Raw genomic sequence first — 24,103 nt, forward strand, 5'->3', positions numbered from 1 at the left:
CGTTGCCAGACCTGGCGCCAGATCACCGAACCGCCCAGCCGGGCTGCCTATACTCACCCCTCAGGAAGATCCGACTCCCAACGGCGCCAGCCAAGGAGGCCGCATGTCCCGCCTTATCGTCCTGTGTCTGTTCGTCATCTCGTTGGCGGCAGTGACCACGCGCTCGGTCGCGGCGCCGATCGTCTACGGCGTCAACGCCCATGACAACCGCCCAGGCTACCCCATGGCCCAGGCCGAAGCCCGCTTCAAACTGCTTGCGGCGCGCAATCTGCGCAGCTACCGCGTCGATGTTGATCCACGCGACTACGCAACGCTCGATACGCTGGTCCCGCTGGCACGCAAATATGGCATCACCCTGCGCCCGATGGTCTACCCGATGTCGCGCGAGATCGGCTACCAGCTGGCGCGTCGCTATGCGGCCGACATCAAGGTCTGGGAGATCGGCAACGAACAGGATCTGGTCCGTAGCGAGGCCGATCCACGCATCGCTGCAATGACCACCATGTATCTGGGCATGCGCCAGGCCTCCAACGAACTGGGCGCAGGTCTGCGCTTCACCATCAACATCACCGCCTGCAATAGCGACGACCGCAGCGCCAACGCGCGCTGCCCGGGCGACCGCAATGGCTCGTTATGGTTTCTTGCCAAGGCCAAGGCCGCCGGCTTCGACTTCGACCACATCAGCTTCCATTACTACGCCTTCCACCAGGATGCCGGCTACTGGAGCGAGTTGTATCTCGGTCAGCTGCGCACGGCGGCGCAGACCTACAAGACCCCGGTGTTCTTCAACGAACTCAACTGTGCGGAGATCTACACCGGCAACACCACCGGCGGCGCGGAAGGCGACCGCAGCTGCTACGACAGCCTGGCGCAGTTGCTGCGCAATGTGCGCGACAACTATGCCGACGTGGTGTCCGAGGTGAACGTCTACGAATTGCTGGACCAGACCACCATCCAGGGTGCGGAAGGCCACTTCGGCCTGATGTACGACCTAACGCGGCCCAAGCCGACCCTGGAACTGCTCACCCGCTTTGCCCGGGCACCGGCCACCGCCGCGGCTGATGCGCCAGGTGACCGACCGGAATAGCCGCTCGCGCTACTGACCGGTATAGCCATTGGTGATCGGGTAACGCCGCTCGCGACCGAACGCACGCCGCGAGACCTTGGGCCCGGGAGCGGCCTGATGCCGCTTCCATTCGTTGATCCGCACCAGGCGCAGCACATGCTCGACGGTGTCGGCCGCATAACCGGCGGCGACGATCTCGTCGCGCGACTGCTCCTGGTCGACATAGCGGTACAGGATGCCGTCGAGCACATCGTAGGGCGGCAGCGAATCCTGGTCGGTCTGGTTGTCGCGCAGCTCGGCCGACGGCGGGCGCGAAATCACTGCCGGTGGAATCACCGGCGCCCCACCCACGGTATTGCGCCATTTCGCCAGGCCGAACACTTCGGTCTTGTACAGATCCTTCAGCGGCGCGTAGCCACCGCACATATCGCCGTAAATGGTGGCGTAGCCCACAGCGTATTCGCTCTTGTTGCCGGTGGTCAGCAACAGCCCGCCGAACTTGTTGGACAGTGCCATCAGGATCACGCCACGGCTGCGCGACTGCAGATTTTCTTCGGTGATATCCGGCTGGGTGCCCTCGAACATCGGCCCCAGCGCGGCGAGCAAGCCTTCGAACGCCGGCTCGATCGCGATGGTTTCCAGCTTCACGCCCATGGCGCGGCACTGCTCCTCGGCCAGATCGTTGGACAGGCCGGCGGTGTAGCGCGACGGCAGCCGCACGGCGGTGACGTTATCGCCGCCCAGCGCATCGACCGCCATCGCCAGCACCAGCGCCGAATCGATGCCGCCGGACAGCCCCAGCCACACCTTGCTGAAGCCATTCTTGCGGCAGTAATCCTGCAGCCCCCGCATCACCGCGCGCCACGCCAGCGCGTCCATGCTTTCGTCGCCATCGTCCACCCAGACCACCGGGGTGAAGCGACGTTCGCCGGCGGCATAGTCCACCACCAGCCATTGATCGACAAAGGCAGCTGCGGCCGGATGCACCGTGCCATCGCCATCGGCCACCACCGAGGCGCCATCGAACACCAGTGCGTCCTGGCCACCGACCACGTTGAGATAGGCAATCGCCGCCCCGCTCTCGCGCGTGCGCTCGGCTAATAGCGCATCGCGCTGCGCATGCTTGCCACGCTCGTACGGCGAGGCATTCGGCACCAGCACCAGCTCGGCGCCAGCCTGCACCGTCTTGGCCAGCGGCTCGGCAAACCACAAGTCTTCGCAAATGACCACGCCCACCTGCACGTCCTTGATCGTGACCACGCAGTTGTCGCCATCCGGGTCCACATCGAAATAGCGACGCTCGTCGAACACCGCATAGTTGGGCAGCTCACGCTTGCGGTAGGTCGCCTCGATGCGCCCGTCGCGCAACACGCTGGCGGCGTTGTAGACCACGCTGCCGGCACTCTGCGGCCAGCCGATCACCGCCACGATCCCGCGCGTGCTGACGGCGATACGCGCCAGCGCTTCCTCGCAATGGGCGAGAAAACCGGGACGCAGCAGCAGGTCTTCCGGCGGGTAGCCGCTGATCGCCAATTCGGGAAACAGCACGATATCGGCCTCGAACTCGTCCCGCGCCATGGCAATGAACTCGATGATGCGATCGGTATTTTTTGCCACCGCTCCAACCGGGAAGTCGAACTGGGCCATGGCAATGCGGAGGGTCTGGGGCATATCAACGGCCTTGTGCGTGTGTTTTCCGAAGCACGGAAGCGGGAAGGGAGGAACGAGCCGCAAGCAAACCTCGCGCGATCATCTCGCAGACATCGTCGCCGCTGGCAAGAACTGCATTATTCCAGAAGCGCAGCACCTGGAAGCCTTCGCGCTGCAGAAAGGCATCGCGCGTGGCGTCCGCGCCGGGTAGCAGGTGCTGGCTACCATCGATTTCGACAATCAATGCCCGGGCGAGGCAGACGAAGTCGACGATATAAGGCCCGATGGGAAACTGACGCCGGAATTTGAAGCCGAGCAGGCGTCGATCCTCGCAACCGATACCAAAGCGCGCGCTCGCCTGCGGTCATCTCACAACGCGGGTGCTTGGCGAATCCGGTCTTGGCGGCGTGGCGCATGGGCCTTCCCGGTAGGAGGATGGCCAAGGTGGCTTGTAGCGCCGGGTGGCGCTATCGGTATTGATGGCGCTTTGGCGTCGGAGATCACCGCACGGAAGGCGCCCTCACCCCTACCCCTCTCCCGCAAGCGGGAGAGGGGATGTCACAGCCGGCGACGGCGTGGGCATGACCGTGGCACGCTACGTAGATCAAGCAGGCAACGACCAGCCTGACATTCCTTGTGAACATGATCAGCAGAATCGCTGCTGTTGCTGTTGCTGTTGCTGTTGCTGTTGCTGTTGCTGTTGCTGTTGCTGTTGCTCCCTTCTCACGCATGCGGGAGAAGGTGACCGAAGGGCGGATGAGGGCAACACCACGCCCCATAAAAAAAAGGCCACCCGAAGGTGGCCTCTCTCGACTCGCAGGCTTGCGCGCAGCGAGTACTTACTTCACCAGCGCAGCAATCGCCGCACCCAGATCGCCCGGCGAACGGACGGTCTTGACGCCAGCGGCTTCCATCGCCGCGAACTTGCCTTCGGCGGTGCCCTTGCCGCCCGATGCGATCGCACCGGCGTGGCCCATGCGCTTGCCGGCCGGTGCAGAAGCACCTGCGATGAAACCGACAACCGGCTTCTTCACGAACTGCTTGATGTACTCGGCACCGGCTTCTTCGGCGTCGCCGCCGATTTCGCCAACCATAATGATGCCTTCGGTCTGCGGGTCTTCGTTGAACAGCTTGAGGCAGTCGACGAAGTTCAGGCCGTTGATCGGGTCGCCACCGATGCCGATGCAGGTGCTCTGGCCCAGGCCCACTTCGGTGGTCTGCTTGACCGCTTCATAGGTCAGGGTGCCCGAACGCGACACGATGCCGATCTTGCCCGGCTTGTGGATGTGGCCCGGCATGATGCCGATCTTGCACTCGCCGGGGTGATCACGCCGGGGCAGTTCGGCCCGATCAGCACGGTGTCCGGATGCGAGCGGGTCAGCACGTTCTTGACGCGCAGCATGTCCAGCACCGGGATGCCTTCGGTGATGCAGACGATGACCTTGATGCCGGCCGCAGCCGCTTCCAGGATCGCATCGGCCGCGTACGGCGGCGGCACGTAGATCACCGACGCATCGGCGCCGGTGCTCTGCACGGCATCGGCCACGGTGTTGAACACCGGCAGGTCGATATGCGTGGTGCCGCCCTTGCCGGGGGTCACGCCGCCGACGACCTGGGTGCCGTACTCGATCATCTGAGTGGCGTGGAAGGTGCCCTGCTGGCCGGTGAAGCCCTGCACGATCACCTTGGTGTTCTTGTTAATCAAAACGGACATGAATAGTTCCTTCGGTGTCGTGAATCAGGCGGCGTTCTTGACAGCTTCGACGACCTTCTTGGCACCGTCGTTGATGTTGTCGGCCGGGATGATGGCCATGCCGCTGTCGCGCAGCAGCTGCTTGCCTTCTTCCACATTGGTGCCTTCCAGGCGCACCACGACCGGAACCTTGACGCCCACTTCCTTGACCGCGGCGATGATGCCTTCGGCAATCATGTCGCAGCGGACGATGCCGCCGAAAATGTTGACAAAGATGCCCTCGACCTTGTCCGAGGACAGGATCAGCTTGAACGCCTCGATGACGCGCTGCTTGTTGGCACCGCCGCCCACGTCCAGGAAGTTCGCCGGCTCGCCGCCGTTGAGCTTGATGACGTCCATGGTCGCCATGGCCAAGCCTGCGCCGTTGACCATGCAACCGATGTTGCCGTCCATGGTGACGTAGTTGATGTCCAGCTCCGACGCGGTGACTTCGGTCTCGTCTTCCTGCGTCTTGTCGCGCATGGCGATCAGCTGCTTCTGACGGAACGCGGCGTTGTCGTCGCTGTCGAACTTGCCGTCCAGCGCATACAGGTTGCCGTCGTCCAGGATCGCCAGCGGGTTGATTTCAACCAGCGCCAGGTCCTTTTCGTTGAACAGGCGGTACAGGTTCACCATGATGCTGGCGAACTGGCCGGCCTGCTTGGCGTTGAGCCCGAGCTTGAAGCCGAAATCGCGGCCGTGATAGCCCTGCACGCCTTCGACGAAATCAACGTTGAGCGCGTGGATCAGCTCCGGCGTTTCGGCCGCAACCTGCTCGATCTCCACGCCGCCTTCGGACGAGGCGATATAGGTGATGGTCTTGGTGCCGCGGTCGACCAGGATAGACAGGTACAGCTCCTTGACGATCTCACCGGCGGTGGTCACCAGCACCAGGTTGATCGGCAGCTCGACGCCGGCGGTCTGGTAGGTGGACATCTTGGTGCCGAGCATCTTGGCCGCTGCGGCCTTCACGTCGTCGGTGGTCTTGCAGAACTTGACGCCGCCAGCCTTACCGCGGCCGCCCGCGTGGATCTGCGCTTTCACCATCCAGGGGCCCTTGCCCAGGGAATTGGCGACTTCAACCGCTTCGTCCGGGGTCGCCGCGACCTTGCCGGCCGGAACGGGGATGCCGTACTCGGCAAGCAGCTGTTTTGACTGGTATTCGTGGAAATTCATGCGTCACCGTGGGAAAAGGAAACGACCGCTGCGTGCAACGCAGACCGCCGGGGCGGCACGTCGAAAGACGCGAACGGGCCGCCTATTGTGGCCGACCACGCCGTGCGGCGCAAAATTCGCCGGGATTGACCGCCCGATACCGCGCTTGCACGCCGGCCGACAATGTGCGCACGCACGGTGCGCGGCGCCACACCTGCCTATACTCGCGGCTTGTTCCGGCGGGGAAGTGGTTTGGCATCCAGCGTATCGCTCATCAACCGGATCCAGTCCGCGCCACAGCGCGAGCTGTACTTTTTCTCGCTGTATCGGGTATTGGTGGCCGGGCTGATTGCCGCGCTGGTATTCAGCCCGTTGTCCGACGCCATCCCCGAGCCGCGCTACCCGCGCCTGGCTGCCGCAGTGGCGATCGGCTACCTGTGCATGGCCATCCCGCTGCTGTTCTGGGGCCGTAACGAGCGCCGGCTGACCGCCACCGTGCTGTGTGCGGTGATCGCCGACATCGTTGCCGCCACCCTGGCCACGCATGCCCTGCCCGGTGCCAGCGCCGGCATTGCGATGATGCTGCTGTTCAACGTCGCCGCCGCCTCGATCCTGCTGCGGCTGCGCTACGGCATGAGCGTAGCGGTGCTGGCCAGCGTCGCCATCGTGCTCGAATATCTGTGGACCGTGCTCGAAGGCGGCGGCGCCACCCGTCCGGTGGCGGAACTGGCGATGTTTGCCACCAGCTATGTGGCAGTGGCCTACATCTGCCAGCAGATCGCTTCGCGCGCGCGGAGCAACCAGGTGCTGGCCGAAGAACGCGGCGCGCAGGTCGCCAATCTTTACGAGATCAACGAACTGATCATCCGGCGCATGCGCACTGGCGTGCTGGTGGTCGACACGCACAACCGCATCACGCTGGCTAACGAGGCAGCGCTGGGGCTGCTCGGCGATGGCGACCAGCGTAACGCCCCGTCCGATCTATCCCTGGCCGCGCTCACTCCCGAGCTGGCACGCCGACTGCAGCGCTGGCGCAGCGGCTGGCGGCAGGAAGAAGCGCCCCTGCAACTGGGCGCCGACCGCCCGGAGGTGCAGCCGCGCTTCGTGCGCCTGCTCGCCGACAGCGACCTGGTGCTGGTATTCCTGGACGATGCCACGGTGGTCTCGCGCCGCGCAGAGTCGCTGACCCTGTCTGCGATGGGACGCTTTTCGGCCAGCCTGGCCCACGAGATCCGCAACCCGCTGGCCGCGATCAGCTACGCCTCGCAGCTGCTGGAAGAGTCTCCCGACATCGGCGATGCCGACCGTCGCCTGCTGCAGATCATCCACCAGCAGTGCCAGCGCACCAACGGCATCGTCGAAAGCGTGCTCGGCCTGGCCCGCCGCGAACGCGCCAGCCCTGAAAACCTGGATCTGGCCGCCTTCGTGCGTCGCTTCGTGGTCGAGTACCGGCAGACGTTGTCGATGGAAACCGACATCCTGGAAGCCAGCATCCAGGGCAGCTCGGTACATGCCCTGGTCGACCCCAAGCACCTGCACCAGATTCTCACCGCCCTGGTCCACAACGCGCTCAAGTACGGCCGCGTCATGGACGAACCGGCGCGGGTCAAGCTGCGCGTCGAGCGACAGGAGCGCATGGCGGTAATCGATGTCGTCGACCGCGGCCCGGGCATCCCGGAAGCCGTGGCCGCCCAACTGTTCCGCCCGTTCTACACCACCTCCGAACATGGCACCGGACTCGGCTTGTACATCGCCCAGGAACTCTGCCGCGCCAACCAGGCACAACTGGACTATGTGCCGGTTCCCGGCGGTGGAGCGTGCTTCCGGATCACGTTGCAGGGGCCCAATTCCTTGCAGGGCAAATGAGTTTGCCGATTCGGGCGTTTCGCGATTGCGTGTGTATGCGGCCTTGGCTCCCTGCTGCTGCATCGCGTGCGGGCATACGTTCGGCATGCGGCAACGTCCAGGCTGCAGCTGGTCTATGGCCGATGCGTTCGAAAGAACCATGTCGGTGATCGAACGCTTAAAAACAAGTGAAAAACACGCATCAATCGAAGAGAGGGGCGGCATGCAAATCAACTCGTATGCGGCTGGGAAGTGCGCCGAAGTCTTGATTGCCGTCCGGTAACGCTGGTTCGTTCCCCGGCCGGTCTCTCGAACCGCCCCGCCACCCCACCAGTGCTGACAATTGTCGATTGTCATCACGCTGGGCTATCGTGCGCACCATGAGCGAACCCAAAAGTGCCCTGGTTGTCGATGACGAGCGTGATATCCGCGAGTTGCTTGTTCTCACCCTGGGCCGTATGGGCCTGCGCATCAGCACTGCAGCCAACCTGGCCGAAGCGCGCGAGCTGCTGGCCAGCAACCCGTACGATCTGTGCCTGACCGACATGCGGCTGCCTGACGGCAACGGCATCGAACTGGTCACCGAAATCGCGAAGCACTACCCGCAAACACCGGTGGCCATGATCACCGCGTTCGGCAGCATGGATCTGGCGGTGGAGGCGCTGAAGGCCGGCGCATTCGACTTCGTCAGCAAGCCGGTGGACATCAGCGTGCTGCGCGGCCTGGTCAAGCACGCGCTGGAATTGAACAACCGCGACCGCCCTGCACCGCCCCCGCCGCCGCCCGAACAGGCCAGCCGCCTGCTTGGTGATTCGACCGCGATGGAGAGCCTGCGCGCCACCATCGGCAAGGTCGCGCGCAGCCAGGCGCCGGTGTATATCGTCGGCGAATCCGGCGTGGGCAAGGAGCTGGTGGCACGCACCATCCATGAGCAAGGCGCGCGCGCTGCCGGCCCGTTCGTGCCGGTGAACTGCGGCGCCATTCCCGCCGAACTGATGGAAAGCGAGTTCTTCGGGCACAAGAAAGGCAGCTTCACCGGCGCGCATGCCGACAAGCCCGGGCTGTTCCAGGCTGCACACGGCGGCACGTTGTTCCTGGACGAAGTGGCCGAGTTGCCGCTGCAGATGCAGGTCAAATTGCTGCGCGCGATCCAGGAAAAATCGGTCCGCCCAGTCGGCGCCTCCGGCGAAACGCTGGTAGACGTGCGCATCCTCTCGGCCACGCATAAGGACCTCGGCGACCTGGTCTCCGACGGCCGCTTCCGCCACGACCTCTACTACCGCATCAACGTGATCGAACTGCGCGTGCCGCCGCTGCGCGAGCGCGGTGGCGATCTGCCGCAACTGGCTGCGGCCATCATTGCGCGCCTTGCACGCAGCCATGGCCGGCCGATTCCGCTGCTGACCCAGTCAGCCCTGGACGCACTGGATACCTACGGCTTCCCGGGCAACGTGCGCGAGCTGGAAAACATCCTCGAACGCGCCCTGGCCCTGGCCGAAGACGACCAGATCAGCGCCACCGACCTGCGCCTGCCCGCCCACGGCGGCCACCGCCTGGCCGCAACGCCGGGCAGCGCAGCGGTCGAACCGCGCGAAGCCGTGGTCGACATCGACCCCGCGTCCTCTGCCCTGCCCTCCTACATCGAGCAACTGGAACGCGCCGCGATCCAGAAGGCGCTGGAGGAAAACCGCTGGAACAAGACCAGGACCGCCGCCCAGCTGGGCATCACGTTTCGGGCGCTGCGCTACAAGTTGAAGAAGTTGGGGATGGAGTAGAAGAGTCGGGAATCGGGATTGGGAAATCGTAAAAGCGCAGGCGCTGCTTCGATGGTTCTTGCAGGAGACACCGCGATGGATTGGCTCATGTATCACCTCGCGGTAGCCTGCAATTCTTAACGCTGTTGTCCAAACAAAAAAGCCTGGGACGTACAGGTCCCAGGCTTTTCCGATTCCCCAATCCCGACTCTTAGTCTTTCGTCACCCGATTGATCTCGGCCAGGCTGGTCACCCCGTGCGCAGCCTTCATCAATGCCGACTGGCGCAGGTCGCGGATACCGATCTTTTGCGCAGCCTCGGCGATCTGCATGGCATTGCCGCCGTCCAGCACGATCGCACCGATCTCGTCGGTCATCGGCATCACCTGATAAATGCCTGTACGGCCCTTGTAGCCTTCGGTGCACTCATCGCAACCGACCGCTTCATAGAGCTCGATGTTCGCAACTTGCTCTGGCGTAAACCCTTCTGCCAGCAGCGCATGCTCCGGCAAGGTCGACTTGCGCTTGCAGTTGTTGCACAACCGCCGCGCCAGACGCTGCGCGATGACCAGCGTCACCGACGAGGTGATGTTGTACGGCGCAATCCCCATGTTCATCAAACGCGCGATGGTCTGGGGCGCATCATTGGTATGCAGCGTCGACAGCACCATGTGGCCGGTCTGCGCCGCCTTGATCGCAATCTCGGCCGTCTCCAGGTCGCGGATTTCGCCGACCATGATGATGTCCGGGTCCTGACGCAGGAACGAGCGCAGCGCCGCCGCAAAGGTCATGCCCCGCTTGACGTTCTGCTGCACCTGATTGACGCCGGGCAACCGAATTTCGACCGGATCCTCGGCAGTTGAAATATTGCGCGTCTCATCATTGAGGATGCCCAGCGCCGTATACAACGACACCGTCTTGCCCGAGCCGGTTGGCCCCGTCACCAACACCATGCCGTACGGCTTGTGGATCGCGTCCAAAAACAGCTTCTGCTGGTCCGCCTCATAGCCCAGCTTCTCGATACCGAGCTTGGCCGCACTTGCATCCAGAATACGCAGCACCACCTTCTCGCCGAACAGGGTCGGCAAGGTACTCACGCGGAAGTCGATCTGCTTGGTCTTGGACAAGTTGAGCTTGATGCGCCCGTCCTGCGGCACTCGCTTCTCGGCGATGTCTAGTTGCGACATCACCTTCAGACGTGCAGCGATGCGCTGGTTGAGCTTCACCGGCGCCTTGGCCACGTTCTTCAACAAGCCGTCGATGCGCAAGCGCACCCGGTAGTCGTCTTCATAGGGCTCGAAATGGATGTCGGAGGCTCCCCGCCGGATCGCATCCACCAGCACCTTGTTGACGAACTTGACCACCGGCGTGTCATCACCCTTCGCATCGACCCCGGAGTCCCCGCCGGCGCCCATGTCCTCGTCGCCGGCCGAGACGTCTAGGTCCCCCATATCGTCGTCGTCGTTGCCGAGCGACGCGCCTAGCGCGGCGTTACTGGCCTGCCATTGCTCCAGCGTGCGACGGATCTGGTCCTCATCAACCAGGATCGGCTCGACCACCAGGTTGGTATGGAACTTGATGTCGTCCAGCGCCCTGGTCTGGGTCGGGTTGCTCACCCCCACGAACAACCGGTTGCCGCGCTTGAACAGCGGCAGCACCTGATACTTCTGGAGCAACTCTTCACTGACCAGTTTGACCGCGTTCTGGTTGGCGTCGAACACCGACACATCCATCAACGGCATGCCAAATTCGACCGCGTTGGCAGCAGCCAATTGGGAGGCCGACACCAACTTTTTTTCTGAAAACCATTGAGGTAATGGAACCTTAGCCGCTGCTGCCTGATCCATCGCAGAGCGAGCTACAGTCTCTTCAAGCGCACCATCTTGTACTAAACGACGCGCGATTCCGGTAATACCAACTAAATTAGCGGACGAAACAGCACTCATACTTCAGCCCCCAGTATTTTCACGCACCCTGTCGCTCGCACTCTTTAAACACGACATTAACTCTAACAACCAGCTGGCCGATACTTTGCATCAAAAGCGGAGCCATCACAAATCCAACCACCGTCGGCCGATCGCCTCAATTTAAGATCCATACCTGAAACTAATGCAGAACCCTGCAAAGTACAGCTTATTTCAGCAACACCTGTAGAGCTTAGGACTGCACTTACGCGAGCACATCGCGTTGAAGACAATAATCCAATATAGGGCGCATCGATCACCGAGGGATTTGTACCGTCTTGGACTGCAGCCTCAATAGTGGTCTTCCCAGGACGCAGCTCAGCTAAAGCTGCTGTCAATTGCGCTTTAGCAACCGCACCTTGATATACAGGCAGTGCTATCGCGGCCAACACGGCAATGATTGCTATAACAATCATTAACTCAATAAGAGAAAAGCCATTTTTCCGCGCCATATCGCGCCCCTGTCGGTAAACAGCTCGCCAAAACAGCGGACGGCGAGTAGCTGAAACAATGAAAAATCACCTCTTGACCAGGTGATGGGCCTTAAAATCAATCAAACCTGTACAAGCACAATGAATATCAAAGCCCATCAAAACAGGAAGGCCTCGCTTGTAGCGAGGCCTTCCTTCTTCAGCTAGGAAACATTAAGCACCCGGGCAACCGGCAGGCGCGTACTTCTTCAGCGCATCCGTCTTGCAGGTCCAGGTACCATCATTTGCACGCGTCAATGTCACCTTCTTGCCCACAACCTGCGTATTGCCCTTCAGAGTACACTCGATGGTGCCAGTAGCGCTCAGAGCGGTGATCGGCGCAATGGTGCAGCGCTCAGAGGGAGACTTCAGACCCAACTCGGTGATGTCGGCAACGGTGGTTTTGCCTTCGTTAAGTGCCACTTCGTACTGCGTCTTGCCAGGATTGATCTCAGCGAGGCCGGCGGTGACCTGCGACTTGGCGACATAGTCTTGATACATCGGCAGTGCAATAGCAGCCAGAATTGCGATGATTGCAATCACGATCATCAGTTCGATCAGCGTAAAACCGTTTTGCTTCTTCATCAAGGTTTCCCCTAGAGTTAAGTGTAATTACTTTGCCCGCGGGCCACTCCCGTTGGGCGCCGCGTTGCAATGCCGCGTGCAAATGAATCGAAGCAGGATACGTGCCAACTTCTCCCCACCGACCCTGCAGATGCCCGCTGAGACAATGATGCCGGATCTTTTGAGGGAGGGAACACCTCAATTGCCGAACTGCGACACAACGCTTGATCGGCCCAGCAGAGTCAAAAGGTGACGCTTAGGGGCACCCTGCAGTCGACCGACCCTGGGGATGCCAAGCGCTCCATAAAAGGCTAACATCACTTCGGTATCTGCCTGGGGATGGCGGATGGGGAACTGACATGGCAGCAGTACGTAGTGTGGTGAAGACTAAACCTGCCTCGCAACTTGAGCAGGCGAGCCCATTTGTCTGGGAGGGAACAGACAAGCGCGGCGTAAAGATGAAGGGTGAACAGACGGCGAAAAACGCCAACTTGCTACGTGCCGAGCTACGTAGGCAAGGGATCACGCCCAATCTCGTGAAGGTAAAACCGAAACCCCTTTTTGGCACTGCCGGCAAGAAGGTGACCGCAAAGGACATATCCTTCTTCAGCCGGCAAATGGCGACGATGATGAAGTCCGGCGTCCCTATTGTCGGCGCACTTGAGATCATCGGCAGCGGCCAGAAGAATCCGCGTATGCGGAACATGGTCGGGCAAATCCGTGCGGATATTGAAGGAGGTTCTTCATTGCATGAAGCGGTCAGCAGGCATCCGGTGCAGTTTGACGAGCTCTACAGAAATCTCGTCAGAGCTGGCGAAGGCGCAGGCGTTTTGGAAACGGTGCTGGATACCATAGCAACCTACAAGGAGAACATTGAGGCACTTAAGGGCAAGATCAAAAAAGCCTTGTTCTATCCGGCGATGGTTGTCGCAGTGGCACTACTTGTCAGCGCGATCCTACTCATCTTTGTCGTGCCTCAATTTGAGGATGTGTTCAAGGGTTTCGGCGCCGAACTCCCCGCGTTTACCCAGATGATTGTGAACATGTCACGCTTTATGGTGTCTTGGTGGTGGCTGATTCTTTTTGTCGCAATCGGCGCGGTTGCCGGCTTCATATTCGCCTACAAGCGCTCTCCTTCAATGCAACATGGAATGGACCGGGTCATCCTCAAAGTGCCGATCATCGGTCAGATCATGCACAACAGCTCCATTGCACGTTTTGCGCGGACTACTGCAGTGACGTTCAAAGCCGGCGTACCGCTTGTCGAAGCGTTGAGCATTGTGGCCGGCGCAACCGGCAACTCAGTTTACGAAGCTGCCGTACTGCGTATGCGAGATGATGTCTCGGTGGGCTACCCGGTCAACGTGGCGATGAAGCAGGTCAACCTGTTCCCGCACATGGTGGTTCAGATGACTGCCATCGGCGAAGAGGCTGGCGCGCTGGATGCAATGCTGTTCAAGGTCGCCGAATACTTCGAACAGGAGGTCAACAACGCAGTTGACGCTCTGAGCAGCCTGATCGAACCCCTGATCATGGTGTTCATTGGTACTATCGTCGGCGGTATGGTCATCGGCATGTACCTGCCCATCTTCAAGCTCGCTTCGGTGGTTGGATAAGACGTAATGGCATTTCTCGACCAGCATCCCGGTCTCGGCTTTCCCGCCGCGGCCGGACTGGGACTGCTGATCGGCAGCTTCCTGAATGTGGTGATCCTGCGCTTGCCTAAGCGCATGGAGTGGCAGTGGCGGCGCGATGCGCGCGAGATCCTGGAGTTGCCGGAGCTGTATGAGCCGCCGCCGCCTGGGATCGTGGTGGAGCCCTCGCACGACCCGGTCACCGGCGACAAGCTCAAGTGGTGGGAGAACATCCCGCTCTTTAGCTGGCTGATGCTGCGCGGCAAGTCGCGCTACAGCGGCAAGCCGATCTCCCTCCAGTACCCGCTGGTGGAGTTGTTGACCTCGATTCTTTGCGTAGCCAGCGTCTGGCGCTTCGGTTTCGGCTGGCAGGGCTTTGGCGCGATCGTGCTGAGCTGCTTCCTGGTGGCAATGTCGGGCATCGACCTGCGTCACAAGCTGCTGCCGGACCAGCTGACCTTGCCACTGATGTGGCTGGGCCTGGTCGGCTCGATGGACAATCTCTACATGCCGGCCAAGCCCGCTCTGCTGGGCGCGGCGGTCGGTTATGTCTCGCTGTGGACGGTGTGGTGGCTGTTCAAGCAACTCACTGGCAAGGAAGGCATGGGCCATGGCGACTTCAAGCTGCTGGCAGCGCTAGGTGCGTGGTGCGGATTGAAGGGCATCCTGCCAATCATCCTGATCTCGTCGCTGGTCGGCGCCATCCTGGGCTCGGTCTGGCTGGCGGCCAAGGGCCGCGACCGCGCCACCCCGATCCCGTTCGGCCCTTACTTGGCCATTGCCGGCTGGGTGGTGTTCTTCTGGGGCAACGATTTGGTGGACGGCTACCTGCACTTCGCAGGCCTGCGTTGACCGGGGCACGACGATGAGCGACTTCATCGTCGGCTTAACCGGCGGCATCGCCTCCGGCAAGAGCGCTCTGGCTGCCGAGTTCGAGAAGCTGGGGGTGCCGGTCTTTGATGCCGATGCAGTCGCTCGCCAGGTCGTGTCGCCCGGCCCCATTCTTGATGCCATCGTGGATTGCTTCGGGCCAGGCATCCTGTTGCCGAACGGCACCCTGGACCGGCAGGCTTTACGCAACATTGTCTTCGCAGATCCAACTCGACGCAAAACGCTCGAAGCGATTACGCATCCTGCTATCCGTACAGAGCTAAAGCGTGCATCACAGGCGGCTGAAAGTCCGTATGCCATCGTTGCAATTCCCTTACTCACCGAAGCCGGTGGCCGTGCGACCTACCCATGGCTGGATCGGATTTTAGTGGTCGATGCGCCCGTCGCGTTGCAACACGCCAGACTGATGCGACGCGATGGCAGCACGACGGAATTGGCACATCAGATGATTGCCGCGCAAGCGTCTCGCGAACAGCGTCTGGCACTCGCAGACGATGTGGTGGTCAACGATGATCAGCCAGTTCATCTGATGCAAGCGGCTCACACGCTTGATGCTCAGTATCGCTGCCGCGCGAGTTAACGCGTGCCATCAGCCGCGCGGCATATCGTAGTGACGACCCCAAAGCAGACACCAAGCGCCGCGTGACACTGCCTAGCGATGAAACGCCAACGTCGCGATCACGCCTCGCTCCTGCCCCGGTCGCACGCTGACGCGCCAGCCGTAAAGGTCGCAGAGCCGGCTGACGATCGACAGGCCGATGCCGCCGCCTTGCGAGTGGCCCGCGTGGGTGCCGCGGTAGCCGCGTTGGAAAAGCTTGGCGGCATCCTCTTCGCTCAGGCCGGGGCCGGAGTCGATGACTTCCACGCAATCGCCGCGTACGCGCACGCGCACCTGGCCGTCCTGGGTGTATTTGACGGCGTTGCCGATGAGGTTACCCAGCGCCACCGACAAGGCGGATTCGGGTGCGTCGATGACCAGGTCGCGCTCGCCCTCCAGCAGCAGCTCCAGCGGTTTGCCGCCGAGCTGGGCGCGGTGCGCATCGATCAGCTGTTCGGCCACCTTGGCCACGTTGCTGCTGCCCTGCCCGCGTTCGTTGCGCGAGAGCAGCAGCAGCGAGCCGATTAGATCGCTGCATTGCTGTTCGGCGCGCTGGATACGCTGAAGGCGCTGCAGCATCTTTTCGTCGAGATTCGGCTTGGTGAGCAGCAGTTCGGTGGCGCCGCGAATCACCGCCAGCGGCGTGCGCAGTTCATGACTGACATCGGCATTGAATTCGCGGTCGCGTTGGACGACTTCGGTCAGGCGTGCCGAGTAATCGTCCAGTGCTTCGGCGAGCTGGCCGACTTCATCGTCCGGGAAATGCGCCGCCAGCGGCTTGGGCTCACTGGTGCCGCCACGGTAGGCGCGCAGGCGGGCGGCCAGATCGGATACCGGGCGCATGACCTTGGATGCCGACCACCAGCCAATCAGCAGCGAAAACCCGCTGAACACCAACACCGACAACATCAAGGTGCGCTTGAGCTGGATCTCGCCCCGCAGCGTCTGCGTCATGTCGTAAGCGAGGAAGAACCACTCGCTGGGCGTCTTGCGCACCGCCAGCTTGTACGAATACGCATTGCCGCTTTCGTCCACGCCTGAAATGGTGTGGATGCCGTCCGGTAATTGGTACCACTCCGGCTGTTCCAGCCGCAGCGCGTCGAACTTGTCGCTCTTGACCACGCGCCCGCGCATCTGCTGCACCGGCAGATCCGGATTACGCAGCGGATCGGAATAGAACCGCTGCGCAAAGGCATCGATGTTGCGATTCATCACGTCTTCGACCAACTGATTTTCCACGCGCGAACGCGCCCAGTTGGTGGCGAAGGCGAACAGTGTTGTCAGGCAGAAGCCCAACAACACGAACGAAAGGATGATGCGACTGCGCAGGCGCCGCCGGTAGCGGCCACGCCTGCGGGCGGGCCGCGCGCTGCTATTGCTTTCAGGCATCAGGCGAAGCGATGCGATAGCCGATGCCGTGACGGGTCTGGATCATCGGCACGTCGAACGGCTTGTCGACCACCGCGCGCAGGCCATGAATATGCACGCGCAGCGAATCCGAATCCGGCAGTTCTTCGCCCCAGACGCGGGTTTCCAGCTCCTGCCGCGTTACCACTGCGGGGGAGGCTTCCATCAACGCCTGCAGGATCTTCAGCGCGGTGGGGTTGAGCTGCAGCAGCTTGCCGCGGCGGCGCACTTCCAGCGTGTCCAGGTTGTATTCCAGATCGCCGGTCTCCAGCACGCGGGTATGCACCCCCTTGCCACGACGCGACAGCGCATTGAGGCGCACTTCAACTTCCTGTAGCGCAAACGGCTTGATCAGGTAGTCGTCGGCACCGGAGTCGAAACCGGCCAGCTTGTTGTCCAGCGAGTCGCGAGCAGTCAGCATCAGGACCGGCGTCTGCTTGCGCGCCTCGTTGCGCAGCTTGCGGCACACCTCGATGCCGTCCATGCCGGGCAGATTGAGATCGAGCACGATGGCATCGAACTCGTGCACCACCGCCAGATGCAGGCCGGTGACGCCATCGGCCGCGAAGTCCACGGTGTGGCCACGGTCTTCAAGATAGTCGCCCAGATTGGCGGCGATATCGCTGTTGTCTTCAATTACTAGAATTCGCACTGAAACCTCAATAACTATGGACGGGGCAGACTAGAAGCCTGGTTCGGTGACCTTGTGCCTACGCTGCATGGTGCTCATATTGCGTTCGCCGCTGTCGCGTGAACGACGGCGCTCGCCGACCGTCTTGCAGTTCGAAACGGTATGGTGCGACCCGGTCGCCTTTTCGCGAGTGCAGACTACCCGGCTTTCCTCACCCACCTTCGTCAAAATCGTGTTGATTAGTTCTTGGTCGTTATAGACAGCTGCTTTTTGTCCAGCAGGCAGCGCCTGCGCATCCGTTTGGTCATGCATGGCGCTCTCGATACGGCTGAGCGCGTCAAGTACTTTAACGCGCTCTTCCTGACTGATCTCGGAGTACTTACTGCCGCTGCCTAGGTCGTTGCGGACCTGTGCAATTTGCTCGGAAGTTGGTTTCTTGAGGTCAATTTGCGGAGGAGCCGCAATTGCGCTGGCAATGACGAAACTCGGCAGTACCGCGAGACCGCGTAAAATCCTGAGCATGATCGATCCTTGTTTATAGCTCACTTAACATTTGCTGACTTTAGACACGAATCGACTGAAGGATCAATAGTTGCCGAACAAAAAGGCCCAAGCGCGACACCGCACTTGGGCCAAAAGTTCATCCCGATCACCGTCACTGCCGAGAGCGGAGCTACGGTCGACAGAGGCTAGCGAGCAAAGGATTAGTTTTTTGTTAATTTTTCGATAAAAACAGTTGCCTACCGATCAACGGGCGGATTGCTCAAGGTATTGGATGATGTTGGCCGCCACATCGACCCCGCAAACGCCCTCTACACCTTCCAGGCCAGGTGTCGAATTGACTTCCAGAACCAACGGCCCACGTTTGGAGCGGATGAGGTCGACGCCGGCCACCGCCAGGCCCAGCGCGCGCGCCGAGCGCACAGCCACCTGCTGCTCCTGCTCGGTCGCCTCAGCGACCGCGGCGGTACCGCCGAGATGCAGGTTGGACCGGAAGTCGCCCTCCGCCGCCTGGCGGCGCATCGCCGCGACGACGCGGTCGCCGACCACGAAGCAACGCAAGTCGGCGCCTTCGGCTTCACCGATGAACTCCTGCACGATGAAATTGGCGTACAGCCCACGCAGCGCTTCGACCACGCCGCGCGAGGCACTGGCCTTCTCGGTCAGGATCACCCCGGCGCCTTGCGCGCCCTCGTTCAACTTCACCACATGCGGTGGCGGGCCGAGCATGGAGAGCAGGTCCTGGGTGTCGTCCGGGTTGTCGCCGAACACGGTGACCGGCATGTCGATGCCCTGCGCCGCCAGCAGTTGATGCGCACGTAGCTTGTCGCGCGAACGCAGGATGGCGTCCGAAGGATTGGGGGTGTAAGTGCCCATGAATTCGAGCTGGCGCAGCACGGCGGTGGCATAGCGGGTCACCGAGGCGCCGATGCGTGGAATCACCGCATCGAAGCCGGTAATCGGTTTGCCTTTGTAGTGCAGGCTGAAGCCATCGGCGGCGATGCGCATGTAGCAACGCAGCGGGTCGAGGATACGCACCGTATGACCACGCTTGCGACCGGCCTCGATGAGCCGCCGGGTCGAATACAGTTTGCTGTTGCGCGAAAGAATGGCGATTTTCATCGCAGCAGGAACACGGCGCGGCCTGGACATGGTCGGAGTCTGATGACGAAGTGACCCAAGTCCGTACGTCTGCCGGCTAACCGCGCGTGCGGGCGCGTTGGGCCCTGCTCGCGACGATGGAACTGGTATGCGACGGCCCCGAGGATGGAGAGGCGATGACGCCTCAGCAGGTGTTGCAACAACGCATGGGGGCGCCGCTCCAACCGGATCGATGCTAGCAGGGCGCACACGCGGCCCTCAAGCCGCGGGCAGACGCTTTGACAGCGCCAACGCACAGTATCATGCAGAGACAGCGACATGGCAGACGGCATCGCCGTGCCATCCATCGAGAGGTGCCGCAGCTGAAGCAAGCGAACGCCGCCACTGCGCTCTGACGCAGCAAGCCGCAGCGCGAAGACTTGGCGATACGCCCCTCACGCCGCACCCGTGTTGCCGTAACGCGTCTTGCACAGCGAAAACCGCAATGCTTGAGCCCCCTCAATGCCGGCATGCCGGCGCACCCGAGACTCTCAATGCGACGTCCAGCAAGCGCGGCCTATGCCAACCCCTCCCGCATCCGCCAGGGGCGCCCGTTTCCCCGCGGCGCCGTCTTCGATGGCAAGGGCACCAATTTCGCGTTGTTTTCTGCGCACGCCACCCGTGTAGAACTGTGCCTGTTCGACGAACAGGGCAACGAAACACGCGTCGACCTCCCCGAATACACCAATGAGATCTGGCACGGTTACCTACCCGATGCCAAGCCGGGCCAGCGCTATGGCTACCGTGTACATGGCCCATATGAGCCGACCGAAGGCCACCGCTTCAATCACAACAAGCTGTTGCTGGACCCGTACGCACGCGAGCTCGAAGGCGATCTGATCTGGGCCGACGAGCTGTATGGCTACACGGTCGGTCATCCGGACGGCGACCTGAGCTTCGACGAGCGCGACAGTGCGCCGTTCATGCCCAAGTGCGTGGTCGTCGAAGACACCTACGATTGGGGCGACGATGCGCGACTGCTCAAGCCGTGGAACGAAACAGTCATCTACGAAACCCACGTCCGCGGCTATACCATGCGTAACCCGCAAGTGCCCGAGGCCGTGCGCGGCACCTTCGCTGGTCTCGCGCAGCCGCAAGTCTTGCAGTACATCAAGGACCTGGGCATCACCGCCGTCGAACTCTTGCCCGTGCATGCGTACCTGGACGATCAGCATCTGCTGGACAAGGGACTGCGCAATTACTGGGGCTACAACACCATCGGCTTTTTCGCGCTGAAGTCGCGTTACCTCTCCAGCGGCCATCGCGACGAGTTCCGCGACATGGTCAAAGCCATGCACAAGCAGGGCCTGGAAGTGATTCTGGACGTGGTCTACAACCATACCGCCGAAGGCAGTGAACTGGGGCCGACGCTCTCGTTCAAGGGCATCGACAACGCAAGCTACTATCGCCTTGCCGAAGACAAGCGCTATTACATCAACGACACCGGTACCGGCAACACGCTCAATCTGAGCAACTCGCGGGTGATCCAGTTCGTCAACGATTCGCTGCGCTATTGGGCAGGCGAGATGCACGTGGACGGCTTCCGCTTCGATCTGGCGACGATCCTGGGCCGCGAGCCGAGCGGCTTCGACCAGCGAGGTGGATTCCTGGATGCGTGCAACCAGGATCCGCTGCTGTCGGAGGTCAAGCTCATCGCCGAGCCGTGGGACTGTGGGCCGGGCGGCTACCAGGTGGGTCATTTCCCGCCGGGCTGGTCGGAGTGGAACGACAAGTTCCGCGACAACGCGCGCGAGTTCTGGAAAGGCGAGGACGGCAAGCTGGCAGAGTTCGCAACACGCTTCACCGGCTCGGCCGATCTGTTCGACCGCCGCGGCCGCCGCCCCTGGGCCTCGGTCAACTTCATCACCGCGCATGACGGCTTCACCCTGCGCGACCTGGTGAGCTACAACGAAAAGCACAACATCGACAACGGCGAAGACAACCGCGACGGCTCGTCCAACGACGGCTCCTGCAATTACGGCGAAGAAGGCGAGACCGACAACGCCGACATCCTGCAGATTCGCGAGCGGCAAATGAAGAATCTGCTTGCGACACTGCTGCTGTCGCAAGGCACGCCGATGATGCTCAGCGGCGACGAACGTGCGCAGTCCCAGGGTGGCAACAACAACACCTATTGTCAGGACAACGAGATCACGTGGCTGGATTGGGACAACGACCCAACCGAGGGTCGGCTCACCGACTTCGTCAAGGCATTGACCAAGCTACGCAAGCGCTACCCGATCCTGTCACGTGGCCGCTTCCTCAATGGGCAATACAACGAAGAGGCTGGCCTGCGCGATCTCACCTGGCTCAATCCCGGTGGCACCGAGATGGAAGACGCACATTGGACAGACGCAGGTGCGCGCTCGGTTGGCCTGCTATTGGAAGGCAAGGCGCAGACCTCCGGCGTCAAGGAGCTGGCTAACGACGACACCTTGCTGATCGTCATCAACGCCTACCATGAGGGCGTTACCTTCACCCTGCCAGCCACCGACGAACCGGTGCATTGGAAATTGGTACTGTCCACCGATGAAGCACTGGAAGTGGACATGATGCCGGCCGGCGCCAGCGAATTCCTGGCACCGCCACGCAGCGTGTCGGTCTTCGAGTGCAAGAACGATCAATAAGGATTGAGCGGCGCTGCAATCAGGCTCGCCGCCCACCGACATGGTGGGCGGCGAGCTTTTTTAGGTGCGGGGATGCTCGTTGGATGACAACATACAAGACGCTTGGCGTGATGCTGGGTAGCTCCCGCATCGTACCGGCGGCGTTTATGCAAATGGACCTTCGCGATTCGCATTGGCGATGCACTGACTCGTGGGAGCGTTACATCTTCCTTGCGGCCTGCAAATATCAGGCAACAAAACCGAAGGCAGGCGGCGATACATCGGATCATCAGCGCTTAGGGACTCACCTGGCCTGATGCCCCAACATCGGGCAGCTTGCGCACGGTTGATTGCATTATCTATCTGGACTCAGCGCAATGCGCATTCCAAGCGCGCAATCAAAACTCAAAGGCCCGCAGCCCTAAAAGGGGCGTCCTACCGGGCGGTGGCTCCCGACGAAATGCGGCATGCATCAAACAAGCGACTACGCGGCTAACCGATGCGACTCGGATCAACTCCGCCATAAGCAACCCAACACGCAAAAAATCAGCCCGGATAGAGCGGGAAACGCTTGTCCGGATGCTTGGACTTCCATTCCTTGTAGGAGCTGGTGCCTTCCCAGGCCTTGAATGCACGCGGTGTGCGGCCACGGCCAGACCAGGTCTCGCCGGAATGCGGAAGCCAGTATTTGGCGACCACCTCGCCAGTGGACGACAGCGGGCCCTTGGACTTGCCGGTCATGGCGAGCGAGGCAATCTGGGATTTCTGCTTCGCATTAAACCGGCTGCCGAACCGGGTGAGCACTTCGACGACCTGGTCGAACGCTTCTAGGGTCTGGGCATACTTGAGCTGTGCCTCTTCCTGCTCAAGCTTGCGCAACTCTTCCAGCAGCTGGGCCTTGGCGGCGGCAGAGGGTGAAGCGGGCGGAACCTGGCGCATTGACGAAACTGAGGTTGGTGGGTCAGCGAGTATTGCCCCTGCGCTGCCTAGCGTAAAGCGCCCAGCCCTCGCCGGGTCTACTGGCGCTCAGCGATGCCGCAGCAGGGCATGCTCTCGGGCCATGGTCAGCACCGGCCCAATGCGACCTGCCCGGATCAGCTCGCTGCAGTGTTTGCCGACAAACTCCACCCTGGGCGCGGTGAACCACTGCACCACCCGGTCCAGTTGTCCGGCGTTGATCGACCACGCGTGACAAACTGCCTCACCCAATTCCTCTACCCCGATCAAACCAATCTGGCGAATCTGTTCGGCGTCGAGCTTGAACATCTCCAGCACCTTGCCGGCGTCGTCCGGCGTGCCACACACACCCGCCGGATCCGCCGGCCCGTTGCGATAGGCAATCGACGCGACGCGCGCAGACTCGGCGCGACGCATGCCTTGATCAGCGCACCAACCAGCTGGGAGTGAGTAGTCGTCATGGTGTCCGCTCGATGATGCAGTCACTATGGTCGTCATGCGAGGCATTCTCAATCAGGAGGTTCCTGACCCTGCACAAGAAAAAGCCGAAGTTATGGCGCCATTTTTCTAGCGGCAGCGAGCCTGCAATCGATGTCATTGGCATCACACATCGCAGCGATAGAGACCAGCTTGGGATCGACCATATTGGTGGCAAGCCTGCGACATTGGGCGGCCTTCCATCGGAGTGCGCCGTACCGATCGCCAACCATCCTGAAATCAGGCCGGATCCGGATCGTGATGTCAGAGACCTTGCCTGCACATGCAATGCGCCTATCCATCCTCAAATCAAGCATCGGCCTGATGAAAACCGCAGCACCACCGACCGTCGTCGCACCCAATCACCGCCCCAAGCAACTTCTCAGCAACTCTTCGCTTGCAACGCCGCACGTTGTTCAGACCCTTCCTAGCGACTGCTCGACATCTTTCAACATGCGCCCATAAGACGCCCGCTCCGCCGCACTGAGAAAACCTTGCTCGCGCACAAGCCTGGGGACATCGACAGCAATCTTCGACAGGTACGCCGTCAGTTTTTTCGCGCGTCCGGGCGTTATCGATTTGCTCTTGCGCGCATCCGCAATCGCGCTGCGCAAGGTCTCCACCCGCTCGGCAAAGTACAGTTGCTGCGCCTGATTGACGCGCCAATGGTCATCGGCTGGCACTGCTTCCAGGCCGCTGCCGCGCACCGATTGAACGAACACCTGATCGGTGGTCAAGGATCCGGATAAGGCAACGGCGTGCTTGCCTTGCAGAAGTGTCGGATCTACTTCCACCGCGCATCCGGTGACGTGGGCCAACTCCTGCAAGCGCTCGTCGAGCCGCTGTGCAGGCAACGAAACAGCAAACGGCCCTGGCTGGCAGGCTGCGAAGACGGGGCCCGCACAGAGGATGGCACCCAGTGCAACGACGAGCGCAGGCAAACGATTACGAACAACAGACATGATCGCATCCGGATTACACGGACATCCGTGCGCTGCGAACGCTAGACCGGCGATCCCGAACGGCAATGAAACCGGCGCCGTAAGGCACACTCTTCAATGC

General features: G+C 61.5%; 21 protein-coding genes and 3 pseudogenes. 10 read left to right on the forward strand and 14 right to left on the reverse strand.

Features of this window, described 5'->3' with window-relative positions; all coding sequences use genetic code 11:
* Positions 1 to 103: 103 nt before the first annotated feature.
* The gene (locus BJD12_RS06915) at positions 104 to 1,087 is read left to right on the forward strand and encodes a glycoside hydrolase family protein (protein WP_005992839.1); all 984 of its coding nucleotides are present in this window, start codon (positions 104 to 106) and stop codon (positions 1,085 to 1,087) included.
* Between the two features lie 9 nt (positions 1,088 to 1,096).
* Here BJD12_RS06915 and BJD12_RS06920 read toward each other — a convergent pair whose 3' ends face one another.
* From BJD12_RS06920 to sucC, 4 genes and pseudogenes are all read right to left on the reverse strand, one after another.
* Positions 1,097 to 2,737, reverse strand: coding sequence for an NAD+ synthase (locus BJD12_RS06920; protein ID WP_042828051.1), 1,641 nt, complete (start codon positions 2,735 to 2,737; stop codon positions 1,097 to 1,099).
* Position 2,738: 1 nt separating this feature from the next.
* Positions 2,739 to 3,132 (reverse strand): annotated as a pseudogene (locus BJD12_RS06925) (endonuclease domain-containing protein).
* A gap of 423 nt (positions 3,133 to 3,555) precedes the next feature.
* Positions 3,556 to 4,430, reverse strand: a pseudogene (gene sucD / locus BJD12_RS06930) (succinate--CoA ligase subunit alpha).
* Positions 4,431 to 4,454: 24 nt separating this feature from the next.
* Complete coding sequence (gene sucC / locus BJD12_RS06935; protein ID WP_005992833.1) at positions 4,455 to 5,624, reverse strand: ADP-forming succinate--CoA ligase subunit beta; 1,170 nt, start codon at positions 5,622 to 5,624, stop codon at positions 4,455 to 4,457.
* 231 nt (positions 5,625 to 5,855) lie between these two features.
* Here sucC and BJD12_RS06940 point away from each other — a divergent pair, with 231 nt between their 5' ends.
* From BJD12_RS06940 to BJD12_RS06945, 3 genes are all read left to right on the forward strand, one after another.
* Positions 5,856 to 7,469, forward strand: coding sequence for a sensor histidine kinase (locus BJD12_RS06940; protein ID WP_005992832.1), 1,614 nt, complete (start codon positions 5,856 to 5,858; stop codon positions 7,467 to 7,469).
* 115 nt (positions 7,470 to 7,584) lie between these two features.
* Entirely contained in the window at positions 7,585 to 7,731 is a 147-nt protein-coding gene (locus BJD12_RS24145) for a hypothetical protein (protein WP_005992831.1), read from the forward strand.
* 97 nt (positions 7,732 to 7,828) lie between these two features.
* Entirely contained in the window at positions 7,829 to 9,223 is a 1,395-nt protein-coding gene (locus BJD12_RS06945; protein WP_005992830.1) for a sigma-54-dependent transcriptional regulator, read from the forward strand.
* 190 nt (positions 9,224 to 9,413) lie between these two features.
* Here the strand turns inward: BJD12_RS06945 and pilB are convergent, their stop codons facing one another.
* The 3 genes from pilB to BJD12_RS06960 all read right to left on the reverse strand — a co-directional run bounded on the left by pilB (position 9,414) and on the right by BJD12_RS06960 (position 12,220).
* On the reverse strand, positions 9,414 to 11,147 hold the full coding sequence (gene pilB, locus BJD12_RS06950; protein WP_042828050.1) for a type IV-A pilus assembly ATPase PilB: 1,734 nt from the start codon (positions 11,145 to 11,147) through the stop codon (positions 9,414 to 9,416).
* A gap of 62 nt (positions 11,148 to 11,209) precedes the next feature.
* Positions 11,210 to 11,617 carry a pilin gene (locus BJD12_RS06955; protein ID WP_042828048.1) on the reverse strand — a complete coding sequence of 136 codons (408 nt, stop codon included), beginning with the start codon at positions 11,615 to 11,617 and terminating at the stop codon, positions 11,210 to 11,212.
* Between the two features lie 192 nt (positions 11,618 to 11,809).
* Entirely contained in the window at positions 11,810 to 12,220 is a 411-nt protein-coding gene (locus tag BJD12_RS06960; protein WP_005992828.1) for a pilin, read from the reverse strand.
* Positions 12,221 to 12,558: 338 nt separating this feature from the next.
* Here BJD12_RS06960 and BJD12_RS06965 point away from each other — a divergent pair, with 338 nt between their 5' ends.
* Genes BJD12_RS06965 through coaE form a run of 3 tightly spaced genes read left to right on the forward strand, consistent with a single transcriptional unit; the run spans position 12,559 to position 15,304 of the window.
* Positions 12,559 to 13,815, forward strand: coding sequence for a type II secretion system F family protein (locus tag BJD12_RS06965; RefSeq protein WP_058562594.1), 1,257 nt, complete (start codon positions 12,559 to 12,561; stop codon positions 13,813 to 13,815).
* A 6-nt stretch (positions 13,816 to 13,821) separates the two neighbouring features.
* Positions 13,822 to 14,685 carry a prepilin peptidase gene (locus BJD12_RS06970; protein ID WP_005992825.1) on the forward strand — a complete coding sequence of 288 codons (864 nt, stop codon included), beginning with the start codon at positions 13,822 to 13,824 and terminating at the stop codon, positions 14,683 to 14,685.
* Between the two features lie 13 nt (positions 14,686 to 14,698).
* Positions 14,699 to 15,304, forward strand: a complete 606-nt coding sequence (gene coaE / locus BJD12_RS06975; RefSeq protein WP_005992824.1) for a dephospho-CoA kinase — start codon at positions 14,699 to 14,701, stop codon at positions 15,302 to 15,304.
* Positions 15,305 to 15,376: 72 nt separating this feature from the next.
* Here coaE and BJD12_RS06980 read toward each other — a convergent pair whose 3' ends face one another.
* The 4 genes from BJD12_RS06980 to rimK form a co-directional block, all read right to left on the reverse strand.
* Entirely contained in the window at positions 15,377 to 16,711 is a 1,335-nt protein-coding gene (locus BJD12_RS06980; protein WP_005992823.1) for a sensor histidine kinase, read from the reverse strand.
* Positions 16,704 to 17,381 carry a response regulator transcription factor gene (locus tag BJD12_RS06985; RefSeq protein WP_003490678.1) on the reverse strand — a complete coding sequence of 226 codons (678 nt, stop codon included), beginning with the start codon at positions 17,379 to 17,381 and terminating at the stop codon, positions 16,704 to 16,706. The genes BJD12_RS06980 and BJD12_RS06985 overlap by 8 nt, the downstream gene beginning before the upstream one ends.
* Positions 17,382 to 17,411: 30 nt before the next feature.
* A complete protein-coding gene (locus tag BJD12_RS06990) occupies positions 17,412 to 17,906 on the reverse strand; it encodes a hypothetical protein (RefSeq protein WP_228862180.1) in 495 nt (164 codons plus the stop codon).
* Between the two features lie 201 nt (positions 17,907 to 18,107).
* Positions 18,108 to 18,983, reverse strand: a complete 876-nt coding sequence (gene rimK / locus BJD12_RS06995; RefSeq protein WP_005992818.1) for a 30S ribosomal protein S6--L-glutamate ligase — start codon at positions 18,981 to 18,983, stop codon at positions 18,108 to 18,110.
* Positions 18,984 to 19,495: 512 nt separating this feature from the next.
* On the opposite strand from rimK, the gene glgX reads away from it, so the two are divergent.
* Positions 19,496 to 21,628 (forward strand): glycogen debranching protein GlgX, encoded by a 2,133-nt coding sequence (gene glgX, locus BJD12_RS07000; protein ID WP_005992816.1) that lies wholly within the window; start codon positions 19,496 to 19,498, stop codon positions 21,626 to 21,628.
* 83 nt (positions 21,629 to 21,711) lie between these two features.
* Complete coding sequence (locus BJD12_RS24150; protein ID WP_126936593.1) at positions 21,712 to 21,924, forward strand: hypothetical protein; 213 nt, start codon at positions 21,712 to 21,714, stop codon at positions 21,922 to 21,924.
* A gap of 229 nt (positions 21,925 to 22,153) precedes the next feature.
* Here BJD12_RS24150 and BJD12_RS07005 read toward each other — a convergent pair whose 3' ends face one another.
* Positions 22,154 to 22,546 (reverse strand): H-NS histone family protein, encoded by a 393-nt coding sequence (locus BJD12_RS07005; protein WP_005992814.1) that lies wholly within the window; start codon positions 22,544 to 22,546, stop codon positions 22,154 to 22,156.
* Positions 22,547 to 22,633: 87 nt separating this feature from the next.
* Positions 22,634 to 23,025 (reverse strand): annotated as a pseudogene (locus tag BJD12_RS07010) (hypothetical protein).
* 12 nt (positions 23,026 to 23,037) lie between these two features.
* On the opposite strand from BJD12_RS07010, the gene BJD12_RS24155 reads away from it, so the two are divergent.
* Positions 23,038 to 23,472 (forward strand): hypothetical protein, encoded by a 435-nt coding sequence (locus BJD12_RS24155; RefSeq protein WP_126936592.1) that lies wholly within the window; start codon positions 23,038 to 23,040, stop codon positions 23,470 to 23,472.
* Here the strand turns inward: BJD12_RS24155 and BJD12_RS07020 are convergent.
* A complete protein-coding gene (locus BJD12_RS07020; protein ID WP_126936591.1) occupies positions 23,458 to 24,003 on the reverse strand; it encodes an STN domain-containing protein in 546 nt (181 codons plus the stop codon). The genes BJD12_RS24155 and BJD12_RS07020 overlap by 15 nt on opposite strands.
* Positions 24,004 to 24,103 lie beyond the last annotated feature (100 nt).

Origin of the sequence: Xanthomonas vesicatoria ATCC 35937 (assembly GCF_001908725.1) — a bacterium.
Classification (GTDB): Bacteria; Pseudomonadota; Gammaproteobacteria; order Xanthomonadales; family Xanthomonadaceae; genus Xanthomonas; species Xanthomonas vesicatoria.